The organism is Gimesia aquarii (assembly GCF_007748175.1).
In the GTDB taxonomy this organism is placed as follows: domain Bacteria; phylum Planctomycetota; class Planctomycetia; order Planctomycetales; family Planctomycetaceae; genus Gimesia; species Gimesia aquarii_A.
On sequence record NZ_CP037422.1, the window covers coordinates 1930624 to 1956372 of the forward strand.

22 protein-coding genes and 1 tRNA gene are annotated in these 25749 nt (G+C 46.4%); 10 read left to right on the forward strand and 13 right to left on the reverse strand.

From position 1 onward, the window contains the following. Complete coding sequence (locus tag V202x_RS07740) at positions 1-1245, reverse strand: hypothetical protein (RefSeq protein ID WP_145172727.1); 1245 nt, start codon at positions 1243-1245, stop codon at positions 1-3. Between the two features lie 168 nt (positions 1246-1413). Here V202x_RS07740 and V202x_RS27415 point away from each other — a divergent pair, with 168 nt between their 5' ends. From V202x_RS27415 to V202x_RS07750, 3 genes are all read left to right on the forward strand, one after another. Beyond that, complete coding sequence (locus V202x_RS27415) at positions 1414-1575, forward strand: hypothetical protein (RefSeq protein WP_197993281.1); 162 nt, start codon at positions 1414-1416, stop codon at positions 1573-1575. A 114-nt stretch (positions 1576-1689) separates the two neighbouring features. After that, positions 1690-1905 carry a hypothetical protein gene (locus V202x_RS07745; protein ID WP_145172729.1) on the forward strand — a complete coding sequence of 72 codons (216 nt, stop codon included), beginning with the start codon at positions 1690-1692 and terminating at the stop codon, positions 1903-1905. Positions 1906-2711: 806 nt separating this feature from the next. Further along, positions 2712-3299 carry a class I SAM-dependent methyltransferase gene (locus V202x_RS07750; protein ID WP_145172731.1) on the forward strand — a complete coding sequence of 196 codons (588 nt, stop codon included), beginning with the start codon at positions 2712-2714 and terminating at the stop codon, positions 3297-3299. Positions 3300-3340: 41 nt separating this feature from the next. On the opposite strand, the gene V202x_RS07755 is transcribed toward V202x_RS07750, so the two are convergent. The 5 genes from V202x_RS07755 to V202x_RS07775 all read right to left on the reverse strand — a co-directional run bounded on the left by V202x_RS07755 (position 3341) and on the right by V202x_RS07775 (position 6996). After that, the gene (locus V202x_RS07755) at positions 3341-3592 is read right to left on the reverse strand and encodes a GlsB/YeaQ/YmgE family stress response membrane protein (RefSeq protein WP_145172733.1); all 252 of its coding nucleotides are present in this window, start codon (positions 3590-3592) and stop codon (positions 3341-3343) included. 271 nt (positions 3593-3863) lie between these two features. Then, positions 3864-4565: a hypothetical protein gene (locus tag V202x_RS07760; RefSeq protein ID WP_145172735.1), complete on the reverse strand. Its 702-nt coding sequence runs from the start codon at positions 4563-4565 to the stop codon at positions 3864-3866. Between the two features lie 242 nt (positions 4566-4807). Beyond that, a tRNA-Asp gene (locus V202x_RS07765) sits at positions 4808-4881 on the reverse strand. Between the two features lie 256 nt (positions 4882-5137). After that, a complete protein-coding gene (locus V202x_RS07770) occupies positions 5138-6337 on the reverse strand; it encodes a pyridoxal-phosphate-dependent aminotransferase family protein (RefSeq protein WP_145172737.1) in 1200 nt (399 codons plus the stop codon). 74 nt (positions 6338-6411) lie between these two features. Further along, positions 6412-6996, reverse strand: a complete 585-nt coding sequence (locus V202x_RS07775; RefSeq protein ID WP_145172739.1) for an isochorismatase family protein — start codon at positions 6994-6996, stop codon at positions 6412-6414. A 214-nt stretch (positions 6997-7210) separates the two neighbouring features. Between V202x_RS07775 and V202x_RS07780 the strand changes: the two genes are divergently transcribed. Both V202x_RS07780 and V202x_RS07785 read left to right on the forward strand, forming a co-directional pair. Continuing rightward, positions 7211-8101 (forward strand): formylglycine-generating enzyme family protein, encoded by an 891-nt coding sequence (locus V202x_RS07780; protein WP_145172741.1) that lies wholly within the window; start codon positions 7211-7213, stop codon positions 8099-8101. Positions 8102-8281: 180 nt separating this feature from the next. Beyond that, positions 8282-10054, forward strand: coding sequence for a 30S ribosomal protein S1 (locus V202x_RS07785; RefSeq protein ID WP_145172743.1), 1773 nt, complete (start codon positions 8282-8284; stop codon positions 10052-10054). A 109-nt stretch (positions 10055-10163) separates the two neighbouring features. On the opposite strand, the gene V202x_RS07790 is transcribed toward V202x_RS07785, so the two are convergent. Beyond that, positions 10164-11618 carry a DUF1501 domain-containing protein gene (locus tag V202x_RS07790; protein ID WP_232098906.1) on the reverse strand — a complete coding sequence of 485 codons (1455 nt, stop codon included), beginning with the start codon at positions 11616-11618 and terminating at the stop codon, positions 10164-10166. Positions 11619-11654: 36 nt separating this feature from the next. After that, positions 11655-14471, reverse strand: a complete 2817-nt coding sequence (locus V202x_RS07795) for a PSD1 and planctomycete cytochrome C domain-containing protein (RefSeq protein WP_145172747.1) — start codon at positions 14469-14471, stop codon at positions 11655-11657. 284 nt (positions 14472-14755) lie between these two features. On the opposite strand from V202x_RS07795, the gene V202x_RS07800 reads away from it, so the two are divergent. Beyond that, the gene (locus V202x_RS07800; RefSeq protein WP_145172749.1) at positions 14756-15913 is read left to right on the forward strand and encodes a hypothetical protein; all 1158 of its coding nucleotides are present in this window, start codon (positions 14756-14758) and stop codon (positions 15911-15913) included. Positions 15914-16015: 102 nt separating this feature from the next. Further along, positions 16016-17215, forward strand: a complete 1200-nt coding sequence (locus V202x_RS07805) for a hypothetical protein (protein WP_145172751.1) — start codon at positions 16016-16018, stop codon at positions 17213-17215. Here the strand turns inward: V202x_RS07805 and V202x_RS07810 are convergent. The 4 genes from V202x_RS07810 to mntR form a co-directional block, all read right to left on the reverse strand. Then, the gene (locus tag V202x_RS07810) at positions 17212-18621 is read right to left on the reverse strand and encodes a DUF1501 domain-containing protein (RefSeq protein ID WP_145172752.1); all 1410 of its coding nucleotides are present in this window, start codon (positions 18619-18621) and stop codon (positions 17212-17214) included. The genes V202x_RS07805 and V202x_RS07810 overlap by 4 nt on opposite strands. 310 nt (positions 18622-18931) lie before the next feature. Further along, positions 18932-19888 carry an amidohydrolase family protein gene (locus V202x_RS07815; RefSeq protein WP_145172754.1) on the reverse strand — a complete coding sequence of 319 codons (957 nt, stop codon included), beginning with the start codon at positions 19886-19888 and terminating at the stop codon, positions 18932-18934. 97 nt (positions 19889-19985) lie between these two features. Further along, complete coding sequence (locus V202x_RS07820) at positions 19986-21461, reverse strand: sulfatase (RefSeq protein ID WP_145172756.1); 1476 nt, start codon at positions 21459-21461, stop codon at positions 19986-19988. Between the two features lie 133 nt (positions 21462-21594). After that, the gene (mntR, locus tag V202x_RS07825; protein ID WP_145172758.1) at positions 21595-22014 is read right to left on the reverse strand and encodes a manganese-binding transcriptional regulator MntR; all 420 of its coding nucleotides are present in this window, start codon (positions 22012-22014) and stop codon (positions 21595-21597) included. 250 nt (positions 22015-22264) lie between these two features. Here mntR and V202x_RS07830 point away from each other — a divergent pair, with 250 nt between their 5' ends. The 3 genes from V202x_RS07830 to V202x_RS07840 all read left to right on the forward strand — a co-directional run bounded on the left by V202x_RS07830 (position 22265) and on the right by V202x_RS07840 (position 24772). Beyond that, positions 22265-22798 (forward strand): GNAT family N-acetyltransferase, encoded by a 534-nt coding sequence (locus V202x_RS07830; protein ID WP_145172760.1) that lies wholly within the window; start codon positions 22265-22267, stop codon positions 22796-22798. A 138-nt stretch (positions 22799-22936) separates the two neighbouring features. Further along, on the forward strand, positions 22937-23839 hold the full coding sequence (locus tag V202x_RS07835) for a hypothetical protein (protein ID WP_145172762.1): 903 nt from the start codon (positions 22937-22939) through the stop codon (positions 23837-23839). A 126-nt stretch (positions 23840-23965) separates the two neighbouring features. Next, complete coding sequence (locus V202x_RS07840) at positions 23966-24772, forward strand: DUF2071 domain-containing protein (protein ID WP_145172764.1); 807 nt, start codon at positions 23966-23968, stop codon at positions 24770-24772. A 90-nt stretch (positions 24773-24862) separates the two neighbouring features. Here V202x_RS07840 and V202x_RS07845 read toward each other — a convergent pair whose 3' ends face one another. Continuing rightward, a complete protein-coding gene (locus V202x_RS07845) occupies positions 24863-25732 on the reverse strand; it encodes a hypothetical protein (protein WP_145172766.1) in 870 nt (289 codons plus the stop codon). Between the last annotated feature and the right edge of the window lie 17 nt (positions 25733-25749).

Consider the following 25749-nt stretch of genomic DNA (forward strand, 5'->3'; position numbering starts at 1 on the left):
TTATTTTGAATTTTTATCCTCATTTTTGATAGTACTTACTTTTCCATGATTACGAACAGTAATGGGGGTTCCCTCAGGGAACTCCAGTTTAGTAAATACATCCTGTGTTATTCGAGGTGGATCAAGCAAGACACTTTTGACGTGGTACTGCATCCGCCATGAAAGTTTCTGTTTTCCCTCACGTTTTACTGTTCGTGAATGATAGCGGTCAGTGTGCGCTTTTATTGGAAACCAAACACCAGGACGAATCTCCTTCCATTCATCAACAGTCGACTCCGCAATTGGCATCTCTTTCGACCAACGGTACGTGTAGCTGAAATTACGCACGGGAATCAGATTTCGGTCCTTGGCAAGCCAAAGTTCCCACCCATTATGTCGGATACCGTTTGCTAAAGTCGTGTCGATTAAGATCTTAATACATTGTAATCCTTTAAATTCTGCATCACCGAGAATGTGCACAGAAATAACCCAATCACGGCTGAAGTAAGATGGATTTGGATATGCCGATATGGCCTTGATTCCTTTAAGATAGATTGAAAGGGGGACTTTCGGACACCCACTATCAAGCAGGAACATATGCGGACGCGCTAAATTTGTCAGGCTCGGCGGTTCATCTGATATCAGGCCCCTGCTTCTTACACGTCGTGGCTCGCCTATCGTGGTGGGGGAAGTATCACTCTTCCAAAAGCTACGACGTGTTTTTCCATCAAACACATTAATCGTTTCCGTTGTTCCGCTACTAGAAGATTCTGTCGGTTTTGGAGATATACCAAAAAAGGCAGCTCCCCAAAAATGGCTCTTTACTTTTGCATGTTTACAAAACTTCTGCCCCTGCAAGTCGATAGATATTTCTGACTCACTTTGATTTTGTTTATTGACGTCGACATGCTTAGGTAGCTTTTCATAGACGCTGGTCATGGTGAGTTTCAGATCAGAATACAACTGCTCATTTTTCTGGACTTCGCGAATAAGTTCTTTAAGTACATCTGAAGCCGGGGCGTCTAAAAAAGTATGACTAGCTTCTTTCTTAGATAATGTGGCATTTTGAGTAGTCTCAGCGGCTACTGCCATGCTTGCAGCAGAGGACCTCCCGACATTTCTTTTTTTCTGGGCTGAAGTTTTGGATATTTCCTCTGTTTTTGTCTTATTTTGAGCACCAATGGTAGACAGAGGTAGAACAACCGCAGTTATCAATAAGATTATAAAGAGAGTGGAAGGTGCGGACCGTGTCGCCAGTAGAATCATATCACTCTCCCTTTCAATAATTCAAACTGATTGTAGTTCTAACGAAGTATTTGACGCCCGTTTGATGACGCACATTTCTATTTCCACTTTTGAAGAATAGCTGAGATGTTATCATATCAATAACATTTTAAGTTCACAAAAAATATTTTTAAAACATGGAATGTCATTATGGTAAAAATTGAAAAAGAAGACATTAAGCCTATTTGCCCCCATTGTGAAAAAGAACTAGACAAATTAGTCGAAGTCAATCGAGGTTGGTTTTCAGTTAACAGAGTATTTTGTTGCCCGTTTTGCAAAAAAATTGTTGGCATTTCAGCGGGAGCTCAATAATTTGAGCACTAGCGATCATTAAGAATTTTAAAGAATATTGCCCAAGAAATTCCATTGATCTGCGAAAAACAGTAAGTCGTTCATGAGTTAACATCACATAGAGGAGAGCTATCAATGCCTGGCTTGTTTGAATTGATCATAATCGGGTTTATTTCTATATTTTTCACCGTGATTCCATTTTGGATGATCTGTTCCAAAGCCGGCTTCCCCGGTTGGATCAGTCTTGCAGTCTTGATCCCGGTCTTGAACATTGTGCTACTATTTTTCCTTGCTTTTGCGAAATGGCCTGCACTGCGGCACTTGCCTCAGCAGGAAAGAACACAACTTTGACTGGCCTCCGCTTTTTGTATTGTCCGTTACTCGGACGCTTCTACAATGATCATCGTCTCGGAAAACATGAATCGGTTTCTCCAGACCAAATATCGATATTGATATAAATTTTTGACAACCGCTGAAGACTTTCGTAAAATCACGAGAAGTCTCTTCACATACTTAGGATGTAGGAATACATTGTGGGGCAAGTTCACGTTTCACTCATCTCGACTTCTGCGGTTTCCGAGCTGGTCGAAAATATTCAGAGTGACGGGTTTACCACTGAATTCAAGCCATGTGAAATGCATGGTTATCGCATTTTAAAATGCAAAAAGCGCCACTGTAATATTGTAATGTAAACATATCCTGATCCTAAAGATGAGCAGCAAATATTTGCCATAATTCCATATCCACCATACTCTTATTTTCCATGGCGCTGGCCGGCCGAACATAGACTATTCGATCACTTGACGACTCATTTAGATGGCCTGGAAATAGAGTGTCGCTGAAATCAGTCATATTCACTTTCTCCTCTGAGCTTGTCATCATGCTCTGGTATAAATTCGCTTCAGTTCTTGAATGGATTTATTTTTTAAGTCCGGGTAACAATCTATCTCTGGAGATTCTCCTCAACGTGAAGATCAACCAACCATTCATAGGCACAACGACCGTTTAGAGCACTTTGTTGACAAACTGGTTCGGATCGTTAGGATTTTTTGAGCCTTGTTGTAGATGAATCCAACGAGATCTCAGATGCGATTTCGTCTCGAACCATACAACAACGAGTTCTCTATGCGTCGCCTCTACTTAAATTGGAGCTCCCCATGTGGGATGAAAAATTTGATACAAAACACTACGTCTATGGAACAGAGCCTAACGACTTTCTGAAAGTGCAATTCGGCATCATTCCAATGGGGAAAGTCCTCTGTCTGGCAGAGGGAGAAGGGCGGAATGCGGTATTTCTTGCTCAACAGGGTTACCATGTGACTGCGGTTGACGCTTCTATTGTTGGTTTGAAAAAGGCCAAGATACTCGCAGATGAAAACAACGTCTGCATTGAGTTCATTCACGCCGACCTGGAAAACTATGACCCTGGTGAGAATCAATGGGATGGAATCGTCTCCATTTTCTGTCATATTCCTGATCCCATCAGAAAGAAACTACATCAAAAAGTAGTGAAAGGCTTGAAAAGTAACGGAGTTTTACTGCTCGAAGCTTACACTCCCGATCAACTCAAACATAAAACAGGCGGCCCGCCCACAGAAGAAATGATGATGTCCAAAGCAATCTTGGAAAAAGAGCTCGTAGGGCTGAAGTTCCGACACTTGGTTGAACTAGAGCGTGAGGTCATAGAGGGTACTAATCATTTCGGAATCGGGGCTGTCGTCCAGGCAATTGGAACTCGTCAATAAAATGTATCAACTATTACACTTCAAGCCATGACTCTCGGTAATCAGCGTTTTTTCATATTCCCAATTATGAACAACAGCAAGATTGATCCAACGGTTGCGGTGACAATCGAACCGAGAAATCCCACCGTTGCAATCCCGAGTAATCCAAAGAGCAACCCTCCCACAACGGCACCGAGAACACCAATCACCATGTTACCGAGCAGTCCAAAGCCTCCGCCTTTCATGATGATTCCCGCTAACCAACCTGCGATGGCACCAATTATCAAGAATGTGATCAAGCCTGTTAAACCCATTATGACACCTCTGCTGCATGATTAGTGATTAAGATGTTCTCAAATCTACTGCGTCCGAATAAAGTTTTGGCTGGCGAACGAATTGTAACCAAAGAGCCAAGCAATCCTTCGATCATACTCGCCTCTATTGCCATCGACTATTTCTATTTAGACGATTTAATGTAGGTTGTAGGATAATACTACTATCAGTACATCTTTATTGAATTGATCCAGTTGAGTTTCCTTAAGGATGTTCGGCAATCCTAAGAATTGATGTTTCACTTTTTAATCTTTAATTCCGGACGAGCCCCAACGATCGTAAGAAACGACGAAGAGGACGTACCCAAACTGTGATGAAGTAAAACGCAAGGGCACCTTTAAACGAAAATCGCCATACCATTTCCTCATCATCGATGAAGTAGCCAAACTTTCGTGATACATATGCATTGACTTTGATTCTTCTGATTTCAAAAAAATTAGTCAAAGGCGAATCAGCGGAGAAAGGATTTACTAGAGTCTCCTCTAACCGTTTGTTATGCTTTTGTGCTAGCTCTCGAAATTTTAAATTAGGCCAGGTAATTTGTTCTTCAACGCCAGAAATGTCCTGCTCACCGATTTCGTTGGTGGTACACAAGATTTTCCCCTCTTCTGCCCATGAATAGAATGATATTCCGTTTGCTGGAATTTTGGCGACAGTTCCACTACTGACAACGACAAACGTTAAATAATCTGGGGAAATCCAGAAGTCACAGCGAATCCGATACATTTTCGCTTTTCCACAGTGAAACAATCCACCGTTAATGTAGCCAGCTTTAAATGCATCATTATTAGCTTCTGCAGCCAGATCAGAGGGCGTATATTCTTCTCCGTCAATTGGTATATAGTATGGCTGGATGGGACGCTTTTCCCACAAGCAGACTGTGACGATCAAAATAAAGAAAAATCCAATGATACCAAAAAAGAGTATAATCGGAATGAGTAATTCATATGGCATCGGCGTTCAATCTCAGTTAAGAATGAAAAAGTCGTAGAGATACATTATGGAGCTGCCATATTGTGTCAAATTAGAGTGCGATTAACAAAGATAAAAACGTCGCATTCTTTGTCCTGATAAGACTTGCTTTAAAAGGCGCGGCACGATATTCAATTGGAGGCAGGAGACTTTGGGATCACTAGCACAGCCAGGTAAGTAAAAAAACGCTCGCTGTCATTGTTGACAACGAGCGTTTCATCAAGCGAGGCCGACGGGACTTGAACCCGCAACCCCCGGATCGACAGTCCGGTACTCTAACCAATTGAGCTACGGCCCCTCGCAGGTGGTCGGAAATAATAGGCAATCATTTTCGTGAATGCCACTTATTCGACACAAAAATTCATGAGAATGTTCGAATTCTCTCATTTTAACTCATCTGACTTCTGTCTGAGCTCAACACCCAATATAACCAGACAGTAAAGGTACGACAAGTCATATAAAAATCGTATCTTATGAATCGGAATTCTTACCTAAACACATTAAAAATAACACGTTATTTCGATCAAAAATCCAAAGTTGGCAACATCCTCTGGTTAGTCTGTAATTGTTGTACGGTAAAAATCATTTGCAGCGGCTACACCAGCACCAGGACTAAGTTGGTAGCCAGCATGTAGCAGACATTGATCCAGTGCGGCCAGAAACATGAGCACGTTAGACCCCCTGCTCGTTTCTCCCATTAAACCAATCCGCCAGGTTTTACCCTTCATTGATCCTAACCCTCCCCCAATTTCGATTCCAAACCAATTTAAAAGCTGGCTGCGAATAGCAGCGTCATCGATTCCCTCAGGAATTTTGACCGCATTGAGCATCGGTAATTGATGGTCTTCCGCGACGGCAAACTGAATTCCCATCGCTTGCAAGCCTGCTTTCAACGCACAGTGGTTTGCATAATGCCGGGAATATCGGTTTTCCATACCTTCTTCGAGAACCAATCGCAGCGCTTGATGCAAACCGTAGTTCATATTGATGGGAGCAGTATGGTGATACGCACGTGAACCTCCCCAGTAGGAACGAACCATCGACATATCTAAATACCAACTGGAGACCTTCGTCTTACGGGCATCCATGGCAGCAACAGCGCGTGAACTAAATGTGACGGGAGCCAAACCAGGAGGACAACTGAGGCACTTTTGCGTGCCACTATAAGCGGCATCGATATTCCATTCATCGATTTTGACAGGCATTCCGCCCAGTGAGGTCACACAATCGACCAGCAGCAATGCGCCTGCATCATGTACGACATCAGCCAGTTCTTTGAGCGATTGTGCGGCACCAGTCGATGTTTCGGCATGTACAATTCCCAAAACTTTGGGTTTTTCTTTTTTTACGACTTCGGCAATCTCTTCTACTGAAAACACCTCACCGAACTCACGGGTAATCTCAACTACTTCAGCTCCGACCCGACTGGCCACATCAGCCATCCGGCCGCCGAATACACCATTCGTGCAGACAACCATTTTGTCACCTGGCTCGATCAGGTTCACCACACAGGCCTCCATTCCTGCGCTCCCGGTACCACTCACCGCCAGCGTCAGTTCATTTGTAGTATGAAAGAGCGTCCTTAACATTTCCTGGAGCTCATCCATGACTTTCAGAAAGTAGGGATCTAGATGGCCCACGGTAGGTGCCGCCATCGCGGTCAGTACACTGGCAGCAATATCACTCGGACCAGGCCCCATCAGTGTGCGGCGAGGAGGTTGAATAGGACTGTGAAAATGATGTTCGATTGTCATTATATGTACTCTTTATGGTTGGTAGAAACTTTAAATTAATTGACTATTCTAATTACAACAATAGTAGAAGTCGCTTACTGTTTCTCAGTCACCAAACGACTGATCTGTTTAAATTCATCCGTCCCAGCAACTTCACACCACTCAAATAAAATCGATTCCGTGGTAGTGATCTGTGCACCCGAATTTTCCATACGTTTGATCGCCACTTTCCAATCGAGCTTGTTACGACTGGCAACGGCATCAATGGGAATGATAACGCGATAGCCTGCTGCTAACAAATCCAGAGTAGTCTGTTGCACACAGATATGCGCTTCGATCCCGGTCAGTACAATTTTCACACGACTGTCAATCGTGTTGGTAATCGACCCCCAACCTAAGCATTCTGCGCCGCTGAAACGAACCTTTTCTTTCGGTTCCGGCAGTAGATCTGCCAATTCCGAAACAGTGGGTCCCAAACCTTTGGGATATTGTTCGGTACTACTGATGGGAATTTGAAAGAGATTTGCAGCTTGCGCTAATTGTTTGATCCGAAACACAAGTTCTTTCGCTATAGGAATGACAGGCACCAGCTTTTCCTGCACATCAACGACGACTAATTGACATTCCTGATGAGAAAGTAAATCAATACTGCGAGGGAACGAAGGGGAAGTCTCTGTCATGTGCTGACCTGATTAACGAAACGACAGCGGAAAGCTCAAGATATACTTAATAATCATTGAAGAATCCGTTATTTTTATAAGATCTGTACTGCATAGTAGAGCGAGTGGTAAAAGAAAGAATCAACAGCGAATCTGCTTTCGAATTCCATTCCGCATTGATAAAATACAGTTTCAAAGTTGTACCCTAACAAATTGGTAACATATAGTGAAGCACATGAATCATCTCAATTTTTTTGCCCTTGGTCTTAAGCGACATTTTGTTTTACTGTCTGGAGTTCTACTGCTTCTCTCATTCGGAACAGGAGATCTTTCGGCTGACGAACAGCGATCTGCCTTACTCAAACAATTTGTCAAAGAGCTGGTGCCGATTACTCCGGGCAAAGGAATCTTCCCCCAATCATTTCAAATGGGCTCTACAAAGGGACTGCCAAACGAAACACCTGTCCACACAGTCACTTTCACTACTGATTTTTGGATTGGTAAGTATGAAGTGCCACAAAACCTTTATGAATCGGTCATGGGCAATAATCCCAGCCGCTGGAAAGGACCTCGCAACTCTGCTGAAGAGTTCGATTGGCGTACGGCCAATCAATTTTGCCAGAAATTAACCCAGCTATTGCGAAAAGAATCATTAATTAGACCCGATGAGGAAATTCGCCTGCCTACCGAAGCCGAATGGGAATACTGCTGCCGCGCGGGAACGACGACGGAATACAGTTTTGGCGATCAAGCACAAAAAACAGGCGATAAGGGTAAACTCGCTCGCATTCTTGATGAATATGCCTGGCATACAGGCAATGCAGCGGGCAATGATCCCCCGGTGGGGGCTCTGAAACCGAACCCGTGGGGACTGTATGATATGCACGGTTACCTTTGGGAATTCGTGGCAGATCCCTGGCACGATAACTATAAAAATGCACCCAAAGACGGTCAAGTTTGGGGGACTGGAACCCCAGAATCGCCGCGTGTGATCCGAGGCGGAGCGTGGACTGACCGATATGACTATCTCAGATCTGCATTTCGTAGAAAAGTAAGTCCAACAACTCATAGCCCAGCATTAGGTTTACGTTGTGTTAAAGCAAAAGTTAAAAAATCGGAAAACTAGGCTCTACGAATTGCAGGAGTGTAGCGCCGGTGATACTCTTTTATATAGTTTGGGCCACTTTCGACAGGAAATCAGAAGTTTTTTGCTCAAGTGAGATCCTGTTCGTGTTGAGTTACTTCATTCACCTCAAGTCGTTTCTGTTTTTAAAGTATGTAAATAAGGCGAGAAAGTTTGTCTCCCATGAGTTCAGAACAACCATCAACTGAAGAAATCAAGGCCAGCGAAGAAACACCAGATACGAATCCGTCGGCAGATCAGGGTCCGAGCGATAAGGATCAAATCGTTGAAGAAGCGAATGCGACCGAAGCTGCTGCCTCCACGCCGGTGACAGAACCGCAGCCTGAAACGACTCTTGAGCCTGCACAAACAGCAGAAGAAAACAACGACCCGGAACAAGCGACTGAGGCTGAAACATCAGAGAAAGAACCAGTCGCCAAAGAAGAACGTAAAGTTCAATTAAAACCTAAAGTCGACCCGGAACAGTTTAAAGCCGTTCCTTCACTTGGTTCTGGTGGTCCACCTCAGCAGCAAACAAAAGATGGCGAAAAGGGTGACGCAGAAGAGCTCAGTGAACAAGAACTTCAAGAAGCGGCTCTGTTACAGATTGCAGAAGCAGCAGAGCCCGTTGATATTCCCCCCGAAGTCGATGATATCGGCCAGGATCTGGAAGCAGAACTGGCCGCGGCCTTATCTGACCAGGGAGCACAGGAACTCCCAAAGACTCTGACTGACGAAGAAATTGCCGCAGAAGCGACTGAGGAAACCGCCACGGCAGAACCTCAACCGGCAACGCCCGCTGGTGAAGCAAGTGATTCTCTCGCAGAAGGGGATCGGCTCAAAGGAAAAGTTGAATCGATCAACAATGATGATGTCTTCATTGATTTAGGAACTCGTGCTCTGGGAACTCCGGGTATTGTTCCACTAAGACAATTTGGTGACAAGGCTCCTGAAGTTGGCCAAGAGGTCGAAGTCAAAATCACCAGTATCAAAGAAACAGAAGGGCTCATTGTACTTTCCCTACCACGCGGACGTCATAAGCCTTCCGGAAACTGGGATGCTGTTTCTGCAGGACAAGTTGTGGAATGTGTTGTGAATAAATCAAATAAAGGCGGTCTTGAAGTCAATGTCGGAAGCTTGAGAGGCTTCCTCCCAGCAAGTCAGGCTGACCTCTATTTTGTGGCAGACCTGGAACCGTTCGTAGGGCAAAAACTGACCGTTCAAATTACGGAGGTCAATCCTAAGAAACGAAATTTGGTCGTAAGCCGCAGAAAGTACCTGGAAGCAGAACGGGAAGAAATTCAAAAGGAACTCTGGGAGAAACTCGCCGTTGGTCAGGAAGTTACGGGAACCGTCAAGAATATCAAGAACTATGGTGCGTTCGTCGACATCGGAGGCATTGATGGATTTCTGCATATCGGTGAGATCAGTTGGAATCGTATTAAACACCCTAAAGATGCACTTAGTGAACAGCAACAGATCAATGTAAAGATCCTCAAGATCGATCGCGAGAAGAATCGTATCAGTCTGGGAATGAAACAATTGCAACAGGATCCCTGGTTAGCGGCAGAGGAAAGTTATGCCAAAGGCTCTACCGTCACAGGAAAGGTCACGCGCACCACTGACTTTGGCGCCTTCATCGAGCTTGAACCGGGCCTGGAAGGACTCGTTCATATCAGCGAGCTGGATCACCGTCGTGTCAAAAGAGTGACAGAAGTCCTGACCGTGGGACAGGAAACATCGGCAAAGGTACTTGAAGTAGATCTAAACCGCAAGCGCATTAGCTTATCTTTGAAAGCCCTCATTGATAAACCGGAAGCCCCTGCGGAAGAGCAAGCAGAAGCACAACCCGCCTACGAACGAAAACGGAAAGGCCCACTACTGGGCGGCAATGCAGGTGATCCAGCCAGTGGAAGCGGTGGCGGGCTGTTTGGTAACCCCACCGATTACAAATAGTTGTTGCTTTCTGCTTTTAGTTCATTATGAAATCAGAAAAAGAGTTTGTCAGTCAATGGCGAACTTCTTTATTAAGCACTTCACCACTCAACTTTCTTTATCGCCCAAGCTACGCGATGATGTCGTGTACGACACGTGTCGGAAACTGATGAGTGAGCCGTTCACCCAGACCGTTACGTTCGTAAACCAGCTTTTCGTGGTTCATACCTAAGAGATGCAAAATGGTGGCGTGCCAATCCTGGATACTGACTCGATTTTCTACGGAAGCATATCCCACTTCGTCGGTGTTGCCATAAACCAGTCCCTGTTTCACTCCTCCGCCTGCCATCCAAGCTGAGAAACCATAAGGACCATGATCGCGTCCCGCCACCTGCATTTTCGATTCAGAGGCAATCTGCGCGGTCGGCAAGCGTCCGAACTCTCCTCCCCACAGTACCAGAGTAGAATCTAACAATCCCCTTTGTCTGAGGTCTTTCAACAAACCGGCAATGGGAAGGTCTGTTTGACGACAGGCACTACTCAGAGATTTTTGAATATTCTGATGGTTATCCCAGACTTGGCCGCGCGTATAAAGTTGAACAAACCGAACCCCATTCTCAACCAGCCTTCGGGCCAGTAAACAACGTCTGCCAAAATTGTCAGTCTCTTTCTCATTAATTCCGTACATGGAAAGTGTCTGCTCAGTCTCTTGTGAGATATCCAGCGTTTGTGTTGCCTCCAGCTGCATGTTCGCAGCCATCTCATAATTGCGAATCCTGGCTTCTAATTCCTGTTGACCAGGACGTTGACTCTGATGCATGCGGTCTAACTGCTTGAGTAACCGCTGTTTGGTCCGGGCAACCTGTTCGGACTCAGAATAATCAGGTGCCAGGTTCAGTAAAGGTGAACCGGTGGCCTTCATCCGTGTTCCCTGGTAAAGGGGCGAAAGATACGCCGACATCCAGTTATCCACATTATTAACTGGCAGGCGATTACTGGGGTCAGCCAGGACTACGTACGCGGGTAGATTTTGATTTTCATTACCCAGGCCATAAGTAATCCAAGAGCCCAGGACGGGGTGCCCGGGAAAAGTTTGCCCCGATTGCAGTTTGTAGATGGCCGGTTCGTGGTTGGGATGTACGTTATACATGGAACGAATTATCGTCAGCTGATCGACCTCTTCCGCAATGTGAGGCAACGCTTCAGAAACCCACGCGCCCGTTTTGCCATGCTGCTGAAACTTGAAAGGACTTTGCATTAATTTTCCAGTGCGATCTTTTTCGAAAACCGCATTTCCGGTCAATTCTCGAGGAGCCGTTTTTCCATGAAACTTTTTCAGCGCCGGCTTAGGATCAAATAAATCAACCTGACTGGGGCCGCCTTGCATGCAAAGATGAATGACCGATTTTGCACGAGGTGCGAAATGAGGTCGTTTGGGGGTCAGGTATTCAGGGATTCGATGTATGTTATGCTGCTTCTGATTCTCAGCCATCAGGTTTTGCTGACCAATCAATGAGGTCAACGCAACACCATACAGCCCATCTGTCATGCGGTCGAAAAAACTTCGACGCGAGATGGCAGCCATGATCGAATTTTGGTTTGAGGAGGGAGGCATGGTTTTTCAATCAATATAAAGAAACTCGGCTGAGTTCAGTAACACGTGACAAAAATTAGAGAGGCCATTATGGGCGGTTTTATTCTGCTTCTTAGCCTCTTCTGGCTTCCTGGCAACCAGAGGCATTGTTGCTTCTTTGCTTTGGCCTAAGAGACGTAACGATGCCAGAGCAATCTTTCTCTCCTCAGGCAATGGATCGCGCTGAAATGCAAGTTGATACACAGCATCGATCTGTTTCTTCGGATCATCACCTGCCTGCGCCTGAACCCGTTTGGCAAACAAGGCGGCAATGTCATACACCATTTTATTATTCACGAGAAGTAAAGGCTGTGAAACAACGGTTGAGTTTTTACGAACCGTGCAATTCGGATTCATTTGTGGAAGATCAAACACTTCCAAAAACGTCGGCATTTCTTTTCGTCGGTGTCTGACATAAACGCTTCTCCGCCACCCCTGTTCGGTTCGCTTTGAAGTCACCAGACCATCCGAACGAACTTCCACATCAACCGGTGGACCAAATGGTGTCTCATCAAGTTGTCCCGCGGTAAAAATGAGCGAATCTCGCAGTTCTTCTGCTTCCAGCCTACGTAAGGGCATGCGGGAAATCAGCCTGTTTTCCGGATCTCGTTTTTGATGGAGTGAAGTGATAGACGAAGATTGGCGATACGCACGCGACGTCATAATCAAACGATGTAACTGTTTGAAACTCCATCCATTTTTTACAAAGTTCACAGCCAACCAGTCGAGTAGTTCCGGATGACTGGGTGGAGTGCCCAAGGCACCAAAATTATCGAGGCTCTTTACAATTCCGTTTCCAAAATGTTTATTCCAGATACGGTTGACGATCACCCGTGAAGTCAATGGATGATCAGGCTGAGTGAGCCAGCGGGCGAATGCCAGTCTGCGCCCGGTTTTGAAAGTTGTTTGTGTGATTGGCTCAATATGATAGGGCGAGATTCCATCCGCAATGGCAGAAGGCGTTCCGGGCTGTACAAGGCCTGTAGGCTGATTTTCATCACCACGACGATAAATATAAGTCGGCGAGGGACGACCACGGTCCCATAATGCTCGAATCAAATTGGGAGTCTTCAATGAAGCGGTTCGCTTTTTCAGTTCTTTATCGAGCGCCTTCTTTTCTTTTTTAGAGAGCTCCTTGTTTTTAAGCTTTGCTTTTAATTCCGCAATTTGTTTTTCAATGGGTGCATTGTATTTGTCGATTTCCTCTTGTTCCTGCTCAGGGATCACCGTTAATAATCGGCTACGGGCTCGTTTCCACTGATTGCTGAATGGTTGTGGTGTCATCCAGTCGTATTCGTCGTAAGCCCCCTTGAAGATTGCCATCATCCGGTAATAATCTCGTTGCGGAATCGGATCGTATTTGTGGCTGTGGCAACGCGCACAATTCATCGTCAATCCAAGTACGCCACGAGCGAGTACATCGAGTTCGTCCGAAATCACTTCCATGCGGTCTGAAACCCGGTTCACCGGATTCGCTGAAGTTCCATCGGGAGCCATGCGCAAAAAACCGGTCGCCACCAGTTTTTCAATCACTTCCGGTGTCGCATTTTGTGGGTTCGCGTAATCCACTAATTCATCACCCGCCAACTGCTCGGTGAGAAAGACATCATACGCTTTATCCTCACCGAAAGAACGAATGACATAATCACGATAGCGGTAAGCGTATTTCCGAATCAAATCGGCACTCCGCTTTCCTTCGGAATCGGCATAGCCGGCTAAGTCCAACCAAAATCGCCCCCATTTCTCCGCATAGCGCGGAGACTGTAACAAACGGTCTATCAGGTTCTCATAAGCCTTTTCACTCTCATCTGCGAGGAACTCCTGCACTTCACTCGGAGTGGGAGGTAAACCTGTTAAGACAAATGTCGCGCGACGAATGAGCGTGCTTCGATCCGCTTCCGGAGCATAAGACAGTTTCTGCGATTCTAATTTTCGAAGAAGAAAAGCATCGATTGGATTTTTAACCAGCGACTGATGAATCACAGCCGGAGGGTCGACCTGCTGAGGAGGTTGAAACGACCAGAATTGGCGATCCGCTTTTGAAACCAATGGATCCTGTTCATAGCGGAACTCCTCAGCTTCCACTTTCACTTCCGAGAGCCCCTGGCGAATCCATTTGGTGATCGTTGCCAGTTCTTCATCAGTCATCGGCTCGATGCCAGCCCGACTGATTTCTCCCTTCGGCGGACAGGTCTTCTCGACGATATACTTAACCAACAGACTTTCAGCTGGTTTGCCTGCGATGACTGCCGCCCCTGCTTCGCCTCCTGTGAGCATTTTTGTCTTGGAGCGAACATCGAGTCCTCCCTCCTGGTACTCGGGACCATGGCACATGACACAACGTCGGTACAAGATCGGGAGAACATCGTGTTGAGTGAGTATGGCAGGCGCATGTGCTTCGGGGCTCTGCTGAAACTTCAATCCTGTAAGAATCCACTGACGTATTTTGGAGAGCTCCTGTTTCGATAATGGCTTTGAACCTTCGGGAGGCATCTGACCATCATGCAGGTATTCAAACAACAGGCTCTCATCTGGTTTGCCCTTGACTAATCCCGATCCCGATTCGCCACCTTTCAGTAGATTTGCAGGAGAACTCAGGTCAAATTCTGCTTTTCGTGTTTTCTGATTATGACACTTGACACAATGTGCCTGGAAAATTGGTTGAATATCAACTTCATAAACAATGCTTGTCGACTGGGCAGATTCTGTAGAGGTCTCTGTCGAGTAGACAGGTAAAGATCTGGCAATCAAGACAATCAGACAGTTAAACAGCAAAAATAAAAGTCGATGCCGGGAAACAACCATGACTGAATGTTGCTCGTTTATAAAGGAAGGAGACTTGTGGAAGAAATCTCATTATAACAAAAAACGCATCAATGATGTCAAGCGCGTAAAAATCCTAATGAAATTGAGAACCTTTCCCGATTCGTACCCATCACGGTTTTTCCGCATGTGGGACGGAATTAGTACAAAACCATGTTAAATTCACAATCTAGTTGACTCTCAAATTTGAGGGAATTAGGATTGAAGTCAGTTGGAGGGGAGCGGATCCCCAAAATTTTACAACACTTTTTTCAGGAACCAGTTTGATGATCAGATCGCGAATCATGAAAGCAGGCGCCCCTATTGTGGCGCTCCTGCTGCTACTCACAGGTAGCCAAATGGCTCAAGCCGGTGTGACCAAGGATGCGGCGAGCAAGTATCTCAAAAAAGTACAGAAGGGAAATCCCGATTTCAAATCGGTTGGGAAAATAACCTTTGGACCCAGCGGATTGCTGGTGGTGGCGGACCCCGCGAAAGCGACTGTAACTGTAATTGACACTCATGATCTGGGCCCCTTAAAAAAGCTGGAAAAGAAAATTCCTAAAATTGATGTTGCTGTCGCCGCCAGTATGGGGGTTGAACCCTCCCAAATTCAAATCGCAGATATGGCCGTGAACTCACAAAGTGGTAAAGTCTATCTTTCCGTTCGCCGTAAGACTGATGGGCAACCCGCCATCCTGGTCATTGACGCGCAAGGTAAGGTCAAAAACTTCGATCTGTCTGAGGTCGATTTTGTGCAGGTTGGTCTGCCCGGTGGTAAGAATTCTAAAATCAGAAATATTACAGGAGTGGCATTGGCCAGTAATCGTCTTTTGGCAGCAGCACAATCCAATGCCGAATTTGTCAATAAAATTTATTCGATTCCTCTTCCGATCACACATGGAACCTCGGCTGATATCTACAGTGCCGAAACGTACCATGTAGCACATCGCAGGTGGGAAACGAAGGCGCCCATTCAATCTTTTGTACCGTATACCAACCAAGGCAAGAACTACATTGTAGGCGCGTTTGCCTGTACGCCTATCGCCAAATTTCCGCTGGATGAATTACAGTCGGGCAGCAAAGTCAAAGGGACGAGTGTGGTCGAACTCGGTTCAGGAAATCGCCCCTTGGATATGTTGACTTATGAAAGTGATGGCAAAGAGTGGCTGTTAACCAATACATTTCGGTTCCACTGGAAAAGGAATATGTATGGTCCTAGTAAGTGGTGGGGCGTCCGCGTCAATATGGACTACCTCGAAGCGGAAGACGTGAATGAAGATGCCGTTCGGCGAAATGTGAAACAGAAATCAGGGCCGGATGGAATCGAAATTGTCGATCAGCTTGCCGGTGCAGTGCACATTGATAAACTGGATAAAAAAGAAATCGTTGTACTCCGTGATAATGACGGACACCTCGATCTGGAAATTTCACAGCTTCCTTAATAGATGTTGTGAGTCAGCTATAGACTCTTTCCTGTTCTGTTTTGCGAACAGGGAAGGGTTTTTTCGCTGTTTAATATCAGATTTTCAAAAACAGTCAGCGCTATGATCAAACCACACCAACAAATCGTAGAGAGGCATCGCAGGCAGTTTTTGGCCGTACTTTTGATTTGCTGTTGGGGACTCCCGACAGAGATTCATGCGAGTAAACCGGTTGAACCATTCACATTAAAGATCACTGCAAATCCCAAAGACCCACGACAGTGTCTGGTTGTTGTCACAGCAAATCAACCCGAGTTCTGGAGTTCTCTCAAACAAGCTGATGAAGAAAAGCTTCATGAGGTGCTGACATTCAAGTTGCAAAAACAGTCCGGACAAAATATTCCAGCAATGCTGGGACGTTATCGCATTAAAACAAACCGTCTGGAATTCGAGCCAGCGTTTCCCTTAGTCCGAGGGACTCGCTATCAAGCAATCTTCGATCCAAAACCGTTAGAGTTATCTGCAAAAACGAAGGCAAAATTACTTCAAGCCGAATATTATATTCCATTACCCAATCTCAAGCCTCCCCGTGTGCTGGCGATTTACCCTTCGGGAAAGAGGCTCCCCGCGAATCACTTAAAATTTTACATTCAATTCTCCGAGCCGATGCAGCAGGGAGAGATCTTTGATTATTTTTCTCTGTTCAACAAAACTCAAAACAAACAAGTCCCCCGCCCATTTCGCCATACCGAACTCTGGTCTCCCGATGGTAAACAGTTAACACTCTGGTTCCATCCGGGGAGACAGAAGGCAGGAGTCAATCTGAACGTCGAACTGGGTGCGATTCTGAATGAGGGAGACGAGTACGAATTGAAAATCGACCCAAAGTGGGCCTCATTATCGGGGCACGCACTGGGAACACCCGTTTCGAAACCATTCTCAGCAGTCGCCATCGATGAACGTCAGCCATTCGTGAAGGACTGGAAATTAAGCGTTCCCCTCAAAGGAACACGAAAGCCACTGATCTGTGAACTGGGCGAACCTCTGGACTACGTACTACTCAAAGATCAGATGAAAGTGCAGACAGAGCAGGGGGCTATTGTCAAAGGACAGATTCAACTCGGTCAACATGAGTCCGTTTGGCGATTCATACCAGACAGCCCGTGGCAGACAGGTCACTATCGATTGGTTGCAGGAACCGTGCTCGAAGATCTGGCAGGAAATAGCATCGAACGTCCTTTTGCCATTGATTTATCGAAAAGAAAATCGAACACTCCGAATGCGAGTGAATCTCGCTTTCTGGAGTTTGCAATCACTGATTAACCAAGTTCCGCAATCGGACCAGCAGGACCATCGACCAATGGTGTAGGACGTCCACCCGGTTTGATCCAGTGACCGTAAGGATCGATGCCCAATTTTTTGAATACGGTAGCACCGAGGTCTCCCGGGCCTAATCGTCGCTCTGCAATTTCGCCACCGCGTCGATCTGTGGCACCAATGACTTGTCCGCCGGGAACACCTGCACCGGCTGCCAACATCGACATCACCGGAGTCCAGTGACCACGGCCATTGGTTTTGGTCATGACCGGACCACGGCCAAATTCACCAAGTACCAGCACTAGCGTCGAATCGAGCAGCCCTCGTTCATCAAGGTCACTGACCAAAGTGGTGATCCCATGGTCGAGAACCGGCAACATGGGCTTGAGACCTTTCTCAATGCCACCCCATTTCACTTCATCACCATGATGATCCCAGTGCCCCCAGGCATCACTCATCGTAATGAAAGTCACACCCGATTCAACAAGCCGGCGCGCCAGTAACGACTTCTGTCCAAAAGAGTGGCTACCATATTTTTCTCGAAGCTTCTGTGGTTCGCGGTTCAGGTCAAATGCTTTCGCAACTTTTCCTGACAACACCATATCGTAAGCTTCCTGCACGTAACGATCCTGCAATGAAAGTTCAGTCGAGAGATCCGCATGCTTTCGGAGCTGATCAAACTGGCGACGTAATTCGTTACGGTCATTCAAGCGGGAAGTTTGAACTCCGGCAGGCATGCCAAACTTACCCGCGGATTTCACGCCATCCAATGGTTCATAACGATGCCCCAAATGACCGGCACCGTAAATATCGGATTTCATGCTGTCAGCCAGTGCCACAAAGCCTGGCATACCAGGTACGTTTGGTCCACGGAATTTGGCAGCCACAGATCCCATCGAAGGATAACCTCCGCCATCGCGATTGTCGTTCGTTCGACGTGACTTGGGATTCGCAGCCTGGAAAGTCGTTGGTGTGTGATTGCTGGCCGTGGCATCCATAGAACGAATGATGGCAAACTTATCCATCATCGCTGCCTGCTTCGGCATATGCTCACAAATATCAATTCCGTTGATCGAGGTGGAAATGGAATTAAAAGGACCACGAATTTCTTTAGGAGCTTGCGGTTTTAAATCCCAGGTATCCAGTTGGCTGGGCCCACCAGAAAGCCAAATCAGAATCACTGACTTGGCTTGTACCTTCTGATCTACTTTCGCTTCGGGAGACGCCAGCGCCTGTTGCTTAAGAAGTTGAGGAACAGACAGCCCGGCAATTCCGGCCATGCCCATTTGAAGAAACCAACGCCGACTCCCCACGTGAACCAGATCGCTACCCGGTGCGAAATGAGAAAATGAGCTTCCACCGGCGTGATGAAGTTGGTGTGGATTGTTTGGGAAACTGGTTGGTTGAGACATCCGAACTCTCCCATATCTAAAATCGATGGTCGATTATTAATTAGGATTAGATAAAAAATGGTCTCACATTAAAAACGGCTGATTTCGACTGAGACAGTTCTTTATTTAGTACCTATGTGGCGAGTAACTTAGGCAGGAAACTTTATATATTAGGATATACAAATATGATCGGAAAGAACAACCGGAACTCCGCAAGTATTTATTGAAAAACAGATTAAAATGAACAATTGAACACATTTCTGTCGTGTATAACACACATAATCTATTTATCTATTTTTCATCCACAAGTTTGAGTCAATAGTTTTTCAGACTAAGTCAACTTGAGAAGTTTAATGGCGTTTTCACGATAGATTTTAGAACGAACATCAGCAGGAAGTTCTATTTTCTGGAAGAGTTCGAACTGAGGAACATGTTGCCCGGGGGCCAGATAATCGGTTCCGAACAGTATGCGATCCTGTCGGCGAATCAAGAATTTCGTACCGAATTCGAGATCACGTGAAATGGAATTGGCGCCGGAACCAGCAGAAAGATCACCGTAGAGATTTGGATAGCGGCTCATTAAGTCATCGATGGCACCTCCCGGTTTGACTTTGGACTTAGGATAGCCACCCAACTCCTGCTGAGTGAGGCCACCGGAAATGGAAGCCCACCAGCCAGGGCCATGTCCAATGAAATTTAACTCGGGAAATGTCTTGAGTGCATTTTCCAAACGCTTGAGGCCAGGAACATCCTTGCCACGAATGTTATCGATGTGAAATAGCAAAGGAATACCTACTTCCTGACATGCTTCATAGACCCGCATCATCAGAGGATCATCGAAATTCAGACCGACTTTATGTTCGCCAAATCCTTTCGCCCCTTGATCTACCCAACGTTGGAGCATATTCACTAAAGATTTGACACTCCCGGCATGAGTCGTTCGCGGGTCGACCGAGCAAAAGGGAATCAACCGATCGGGATATGCTTTGGCGGCTGCCAATGCCGACTCGGTCGTTTGCAGATACATGGTTGATTCTGGTGAAGTCAGTGGCAGCACAACGGATTTTTCGACCTGAAACTGATCCATCCATTTCAGCAAACCTTCCACGGAGAGATTCTTTTTAGGATCGGTATACGTACCAATATGCGTGTGCATATCAATGAAGCCCGTACCTGCTTCAATTTTCGGTTCTGCTGCGAGAGCTTTTTTGGTTGCCCATTGTCCGGTCACACAGCCGAGTCCAGCGAGCGCAAGTGATTTGGAAAATTCACGGCGGGATAGATTCATGGTTGATTCCAATTTCTATTCGGTATCAGTTTGGTTCGAGTCGTCTCATTTTATTCAATTCAACATAGTCGGGAATTACAAGTGGGCAAACCCGTTTTTACCTGGGAACGCGCCTTCGATTTTCGAATTTGATCTGCTTGACCCCTTTTGGTTTCTGGCTTGCGTGTTGAATTCGTGCCTGTAATATTTGGGATAATTCGTCCCGCAACTGCTTTGTTTCAGGATCATTTGCCAGATTTTTCATTTCAGCGGGATCCGTATTGTGGTCATAGAGTTCTACTCCTTCTTTGCCTGCCTCTCCCCATTCCGTATAGCGGTAGCTCGGCGTACGGATGCTGTAACCGTTTGCATATTGTGTCAAAGCGGTTTTACGAGAAGACGTTGTGGCATCTTTCAAAGTTGGTACCTGACTGACCCCGGAAATCGAAGCCGGTGCTTTCAAGCCACATAGTTCTGCCAGCGTCGGATAGAAATCAACCATTTCAGCAGGAGAAACCGCAGTTTGTCCTTTGGCTAAGACTCCGGGACCGGCAATAATCAAAGGCACATGAGCGGCATTTTCAAACAACGTCGTTTTCTGCCAATATCCGTGTTCTCCCATATGGTAACCATGGTCGGAGGTGAAAACGACAATCGTATTCTCATCAAGGCCTGTCTCTTTAAGAGCCGCGAGAATATGGCCGATCTGTGCGTCAGCGAAAGTAATCGAAGCGTAGTAGGCCTGAATGGCCTGGCGCGCTAATTTGTCAGGCAGATTCACCTGATTTTTTTTGCGCAACAAACTCTTACGGGCAGGTGGAGGAATCGTATCAAGGTATCCCTTGGGAACTTGGGGAACGTTGATTTTTTCAGTAGGATACATTTCGAAATAGTTCTTCGGAGCTACGTAAGGAGTATGTGGTCGAAACAATCCGACAGCCATGAAAAAGGGAGTCTTCTGGGCGGCATGTTTTTTGAGTTGCTGAATGGCAATCTTGGCAGCGATACCATCGGTCTGTTCTGCATCGGTCCCCTCAGCAGCCAGCCAACTTAAGGTTCCACCAAAGCTGCCGGGAGTCAGACTGAAAATTTTGTCTTCATCATCAACATCACGGCCACGGGGATTGAAAGTCTGATTCCAGGAATAAGGGTCATCGTGCCCACTGGTTCCGATGTGTTTGGGAACATTATAGTGGTAAATTTTCCCCACACGTGTCGCGAAGTATCCATGATTGCGAAACATTTGCGACATCGTCTGGACGTTGGGAACATGTTCTCGAATGTAGATGGCATTACGATGAATCAAAGTCTGATCAGGATAGAGGCCCGTCATAAAAGAAGCGCGGCTCGGTCCACATAAGGGAAACTGACAATATGCGTTCTGAAATCGAACGCCTTGCTTTGCCAGTTGGTCAATATTAGGAGACTTCACTTGAGGATGACCATAACAGCCAAGGTCACAATTCAAATCGTCACAAATTAGAAACAGGACATTGGGCTTTGTCTCTGCTGCTGGCGTAATCTGAGAGGTGCACAGAAAAAATAACGCGAGGCAAGATGCACATGTGATAAATCGACCAAGACTGCGAATCATTAATCATCTCCATTGAGGCTAAGGGAATCTCAAACTGATATCTCAATCCATCCTAGCAGAGACTTGACCCTATTTCAGTAAAGAATCCTGGTCGTAGTGAGAGTTTTTCAACAACCGGCTGAACAGCCGCAAATTAGTGATGGGCTTTTGAAATGAAGGCTTCCATCACACTCAAAGTTTCAGGGCTGACATGGTGTTCAATGCCTTCCGTATCGGTGGCTGCAGTTTCTTCAGTCACACCAAGCGCAATCAAAAAACTGAGGACAATTTCATGGCGACGCCGGGAATTTTTCGCCAGCTTTGCTCCCTGGCTGGTTAATTCTACTGGACTGTAAGGCTCAGTCGTGACATAACCATCCCGCTGCAGACGAGCCACCGTTCGATTCACGGTGACGTGACTCACGGCAAAATGCTCGGCAAGATCTTTCACCCGGCAGACGTCCTGCTCTTCGAGGATTTCCGCAATCGCTTCGACATAATCCTCGGCAATTTCCGTGGCATGATCGACACGTGTGCGTTCGTGCTGATTCTTCGGTTTTTGCTTTTTTGCCATCCTGAATCGCCTTAATATCATTGATTATATGCGGGGCAATATCATAACGTCATTTCTGGTCATTTTACAGTCCAGACGATTGGGATTACGCGTGACAGAAACAAACCATCTGTTTTCATTCAGGAATGTCCAATCATATGACATTAAAAACTGCTACAATGTGATTTAAAACAATATTCAACCTCCATCCCAGTCCGCAAAAGGGTGGCTAACTCGTAATAAGTTGAACTCATATAAGACAAAGAAATCCATGCGACAAAGCATCATCAGCCAGACTGAGCGCCTTCTTATTAGGCCATTTGAGATGTCGGATGTTACAGCGGCTTGCCGGATTCTATGCGATCCAGAGGTCATGAAGTTCAGCAGTGGAGTGAAGACTCCGGATGATGTGAAGAGGTGGACAGAGAATCGCATTGATGAATACTCCCAACTCGGTTTTGGGATCTGGGCCATCGTGTTGAAAAAGACAAATCGCATGATCGGCTATTGTGGCTTGTCAGAATTTCCGGACATTGAAGGTCAAGAGGAAATTGAAATCGGTTTTCGTTTCGAACCATGTTTCTGGTCACAAGGCTATGCGACGGAAGCCGCAATCGCTGTGCGAGATTATGCGTTCGATATGCTTTCCCTCACTCGAATCATCGCATTGGTCGACCCTGGCAACACAGCCTCGATTCGGGTGATTGAGAAAATCGGGATGACCTACGAGAAAGATGTCATGCTGCCCGATTATGATTATCCAGATCGACTGTATGCGTTGCATCCACAAAGAGGAGAGCAATAACGACTTCTCAGATACAACGTGAAGATTCTGATCACAAAGATTCGACAACCGAGCCACGAGTTGCTACGATTTTATTTCAACCCAACACGTTATTGTAAGTCGATCCGTAAGCTTATTCTGAATCAGGGAGACAGGAACATGAGACGAATTTTTTCCACTGGCCTCATTTTCATTTTATTGTCACACACGGCTTATTCGGAAGAGATCAATGAAGCAACGAGCACTGCACTTTATAATCTGAATCGTGACTTCATTAATGCTCACACGGTCGCTAGAAAGTTAGATCTCGCTTCTGGCGGGCCGATCATTTTACTACGCGATGGAAAACTCGTCCTGGTCCGCAACAATTCGGAAACCACATCCGAAATGCTTCTTCCCAGGTACGATACATTAAAAGTCTTTGCACATATGCCTGTCGCGATCTACCTCATGCTCGGCCCCCCCGGGGCCGGCAAGCTCGACGCTCAACGCCTTCGACAACTAACTGAATATCGCGGGCGAATCGACCGGGTCGAAAAACAGATTGATCATATTGGTCTGGAAGGTGCAAACCTCAAACGGCAGAAACAGCTCCTGGCTGATTCGAAGCAGTTCCTGGAAAAGGTGATTCAACAACAGCAGTTCAGCACCGAAGAGCTGCATACTTTCACGCGGAGCATGCTGCCCATGATTAAAGCGAATATTGCAGGAGCAGCGGCAAGCCAACTCGATGCAATGCACCGGCAGGTCATGGCCTGGAAAAAAGAAATGACGCCCGAAGAATGGCAGAAACTGCGCGTCTCAGTGAAGGGTGCCGTGCTGGCCCGCAAAGACAATCTTGCCATGCAGTACTTTGAACACCTGCTGCACATTAAAGGGAATGGGATGCGGCTCCTTTATATGGAGCGTTATGTGCCTCCCACACCGATGCTAACCTTGCTGGCCACCCGCTCCGTCGATCGGGGAATCAGCATCGCCTTTTTCGACAATCCCGACCGAATGTTCCGCGACGTACTGGCAGACGCCGCAGCGGCGCACATTAAAAAAATGAAATTCGATTAGACTACTGATGTGGGACGTAGCTTCATTAATCACTTATACCTTACAAGCTGTAACAATTTCATTTACACAATTTACCGCCTGCAGGTGATAGGCAGAAGCGGCGTATAAACAAGTTAAACCGACGAAATGAACAAAATCGAGACGTTAGCATTTAGCGATGGCTTGCTTTCTCGCAAGCCTCCAACAGGCATTGATGTCGACACGACGCTCGCGCACTTCGCCATCATTACCTGCCTCGTGAATCCCGATGCGGTTCGGCAGCAGATCCATCCACGTTTCCATCTTGATCTCATCAAAGTGGATGGCCGTGAATGGGCGCTGCTTTCTGTTGTTCCTTTTGTTGATCAGGACTTTCGCTTTTCCAAAATCTCTTGGCCGAAGTGGCGATTTGGGCAGACGAACTATCGTATTTACGTAACTGATTCCGAAACAGGTGCGCATGTTGCCTGGTTCATCGGCACTTCTCTTGATTCCTGGACCGTTTCAGTGCCTCGACATCTGTGGAAACTGCCATGGCATCGAGCCAATATCCAATTCGATTGTGAATTCGATACTTCTGCGAAACGCTACACGACCTACCGAATGCAAACGACCAATAGCTGGGCCGATGCGCACGTTGAACTCACTGATACAGGGAATCCACCAACGGAACTCAAAGGCTTCGACAACCTGGAATCGGGCTTGGTTTTGTTGACTCATCCGCGAATGGGTTACTACTTTCGTCGAGATGGCAAACTTGGCTCATACGCAATTTGGCATGACCGGCTTCAAACAACTGTCGGCAACGTCCTGACAGCACGCTTCGACCTACTCGATCGTCTTGGGATAGTCGAACGTGGTAAGATATTTAACGTTCATAGCGTCCTCATCCAAAACCGAACAGAATTCACAATTTACTTACCACCTCGCATCGTGGAATCACCGGCCTTATAATTATCGGATACTAGCAAATCGTAAATACTAAGTTGCTTTACTCACAATCCAAATCATGGCCGATTGATCTAAATAATTACTTGCTCCGCATCATGAATGAGCATCAGTAGATGCGTACCAGCCTGTGATTGATGTGATCCGGTTTCGCAGCACGTAGAATCTCAATCGCCAGCGCCCAAACATGATTGCCACCTTAGTAAGTATTAACATTCCTAGCATCGCTAAACGGAATGGAAACACATATGGCGAAGATGGCAAACTGCCCAGGTCAGCATATCGCATCGCTGCTTTTAAAGTCAGTGCTAAAGCTTGATTTGGTGATATGTGCGCTGTCAGAAAACTTGGCAGTCCGTCCCTGGTGTCTTTTGCAAAGTCGAGGACATCGTCGATGATCTGGCAAAGCATTACAATTCGGTATAACATTTCGAGATCTTCGTCGCAGTGTGTCGCCTGGATGCCGTCTTCAATAGTCAAGTTGTTGAGTGCCGTCGCAGCGACCATTCCCAACGACAGCCGGATGACCGATTCCCGATATGTTCGAATCTTCTTAGGCTGTAAACTATCACCACTCAACGACGGGCGTCGATTCTCAAGATAGCGCAACCGACTCATGTATTCATCGATCGCCACGTTAGCTTCAGCCCTTTCGAGTAGCCACCGGGTTACTCGATATTCCTGACGAGAGAAACCATTCTTATCGAAGAAATCATTCGCACTCGCGCCGAAATCGAGTAGCAACGCGAGGTTTTGTAACTTGTCTGACGGCATTCGCCGCGCATATCGAAGTACGTGAACGGTATCGAATGCCATCATACAGAAGACGCGGAGCGGAGTTCTTGGCCGACGGGAAATAAAAAACGGTAACCCGCGAAAAAAACTGATCATGGCAACCAGACTGGATGCGAGATGACCTGGCTGTGGCTCGGCCTTTTCAAAGTCATAATTGATTGGAGAAATCATAGGCTTGTCTTTTCCTC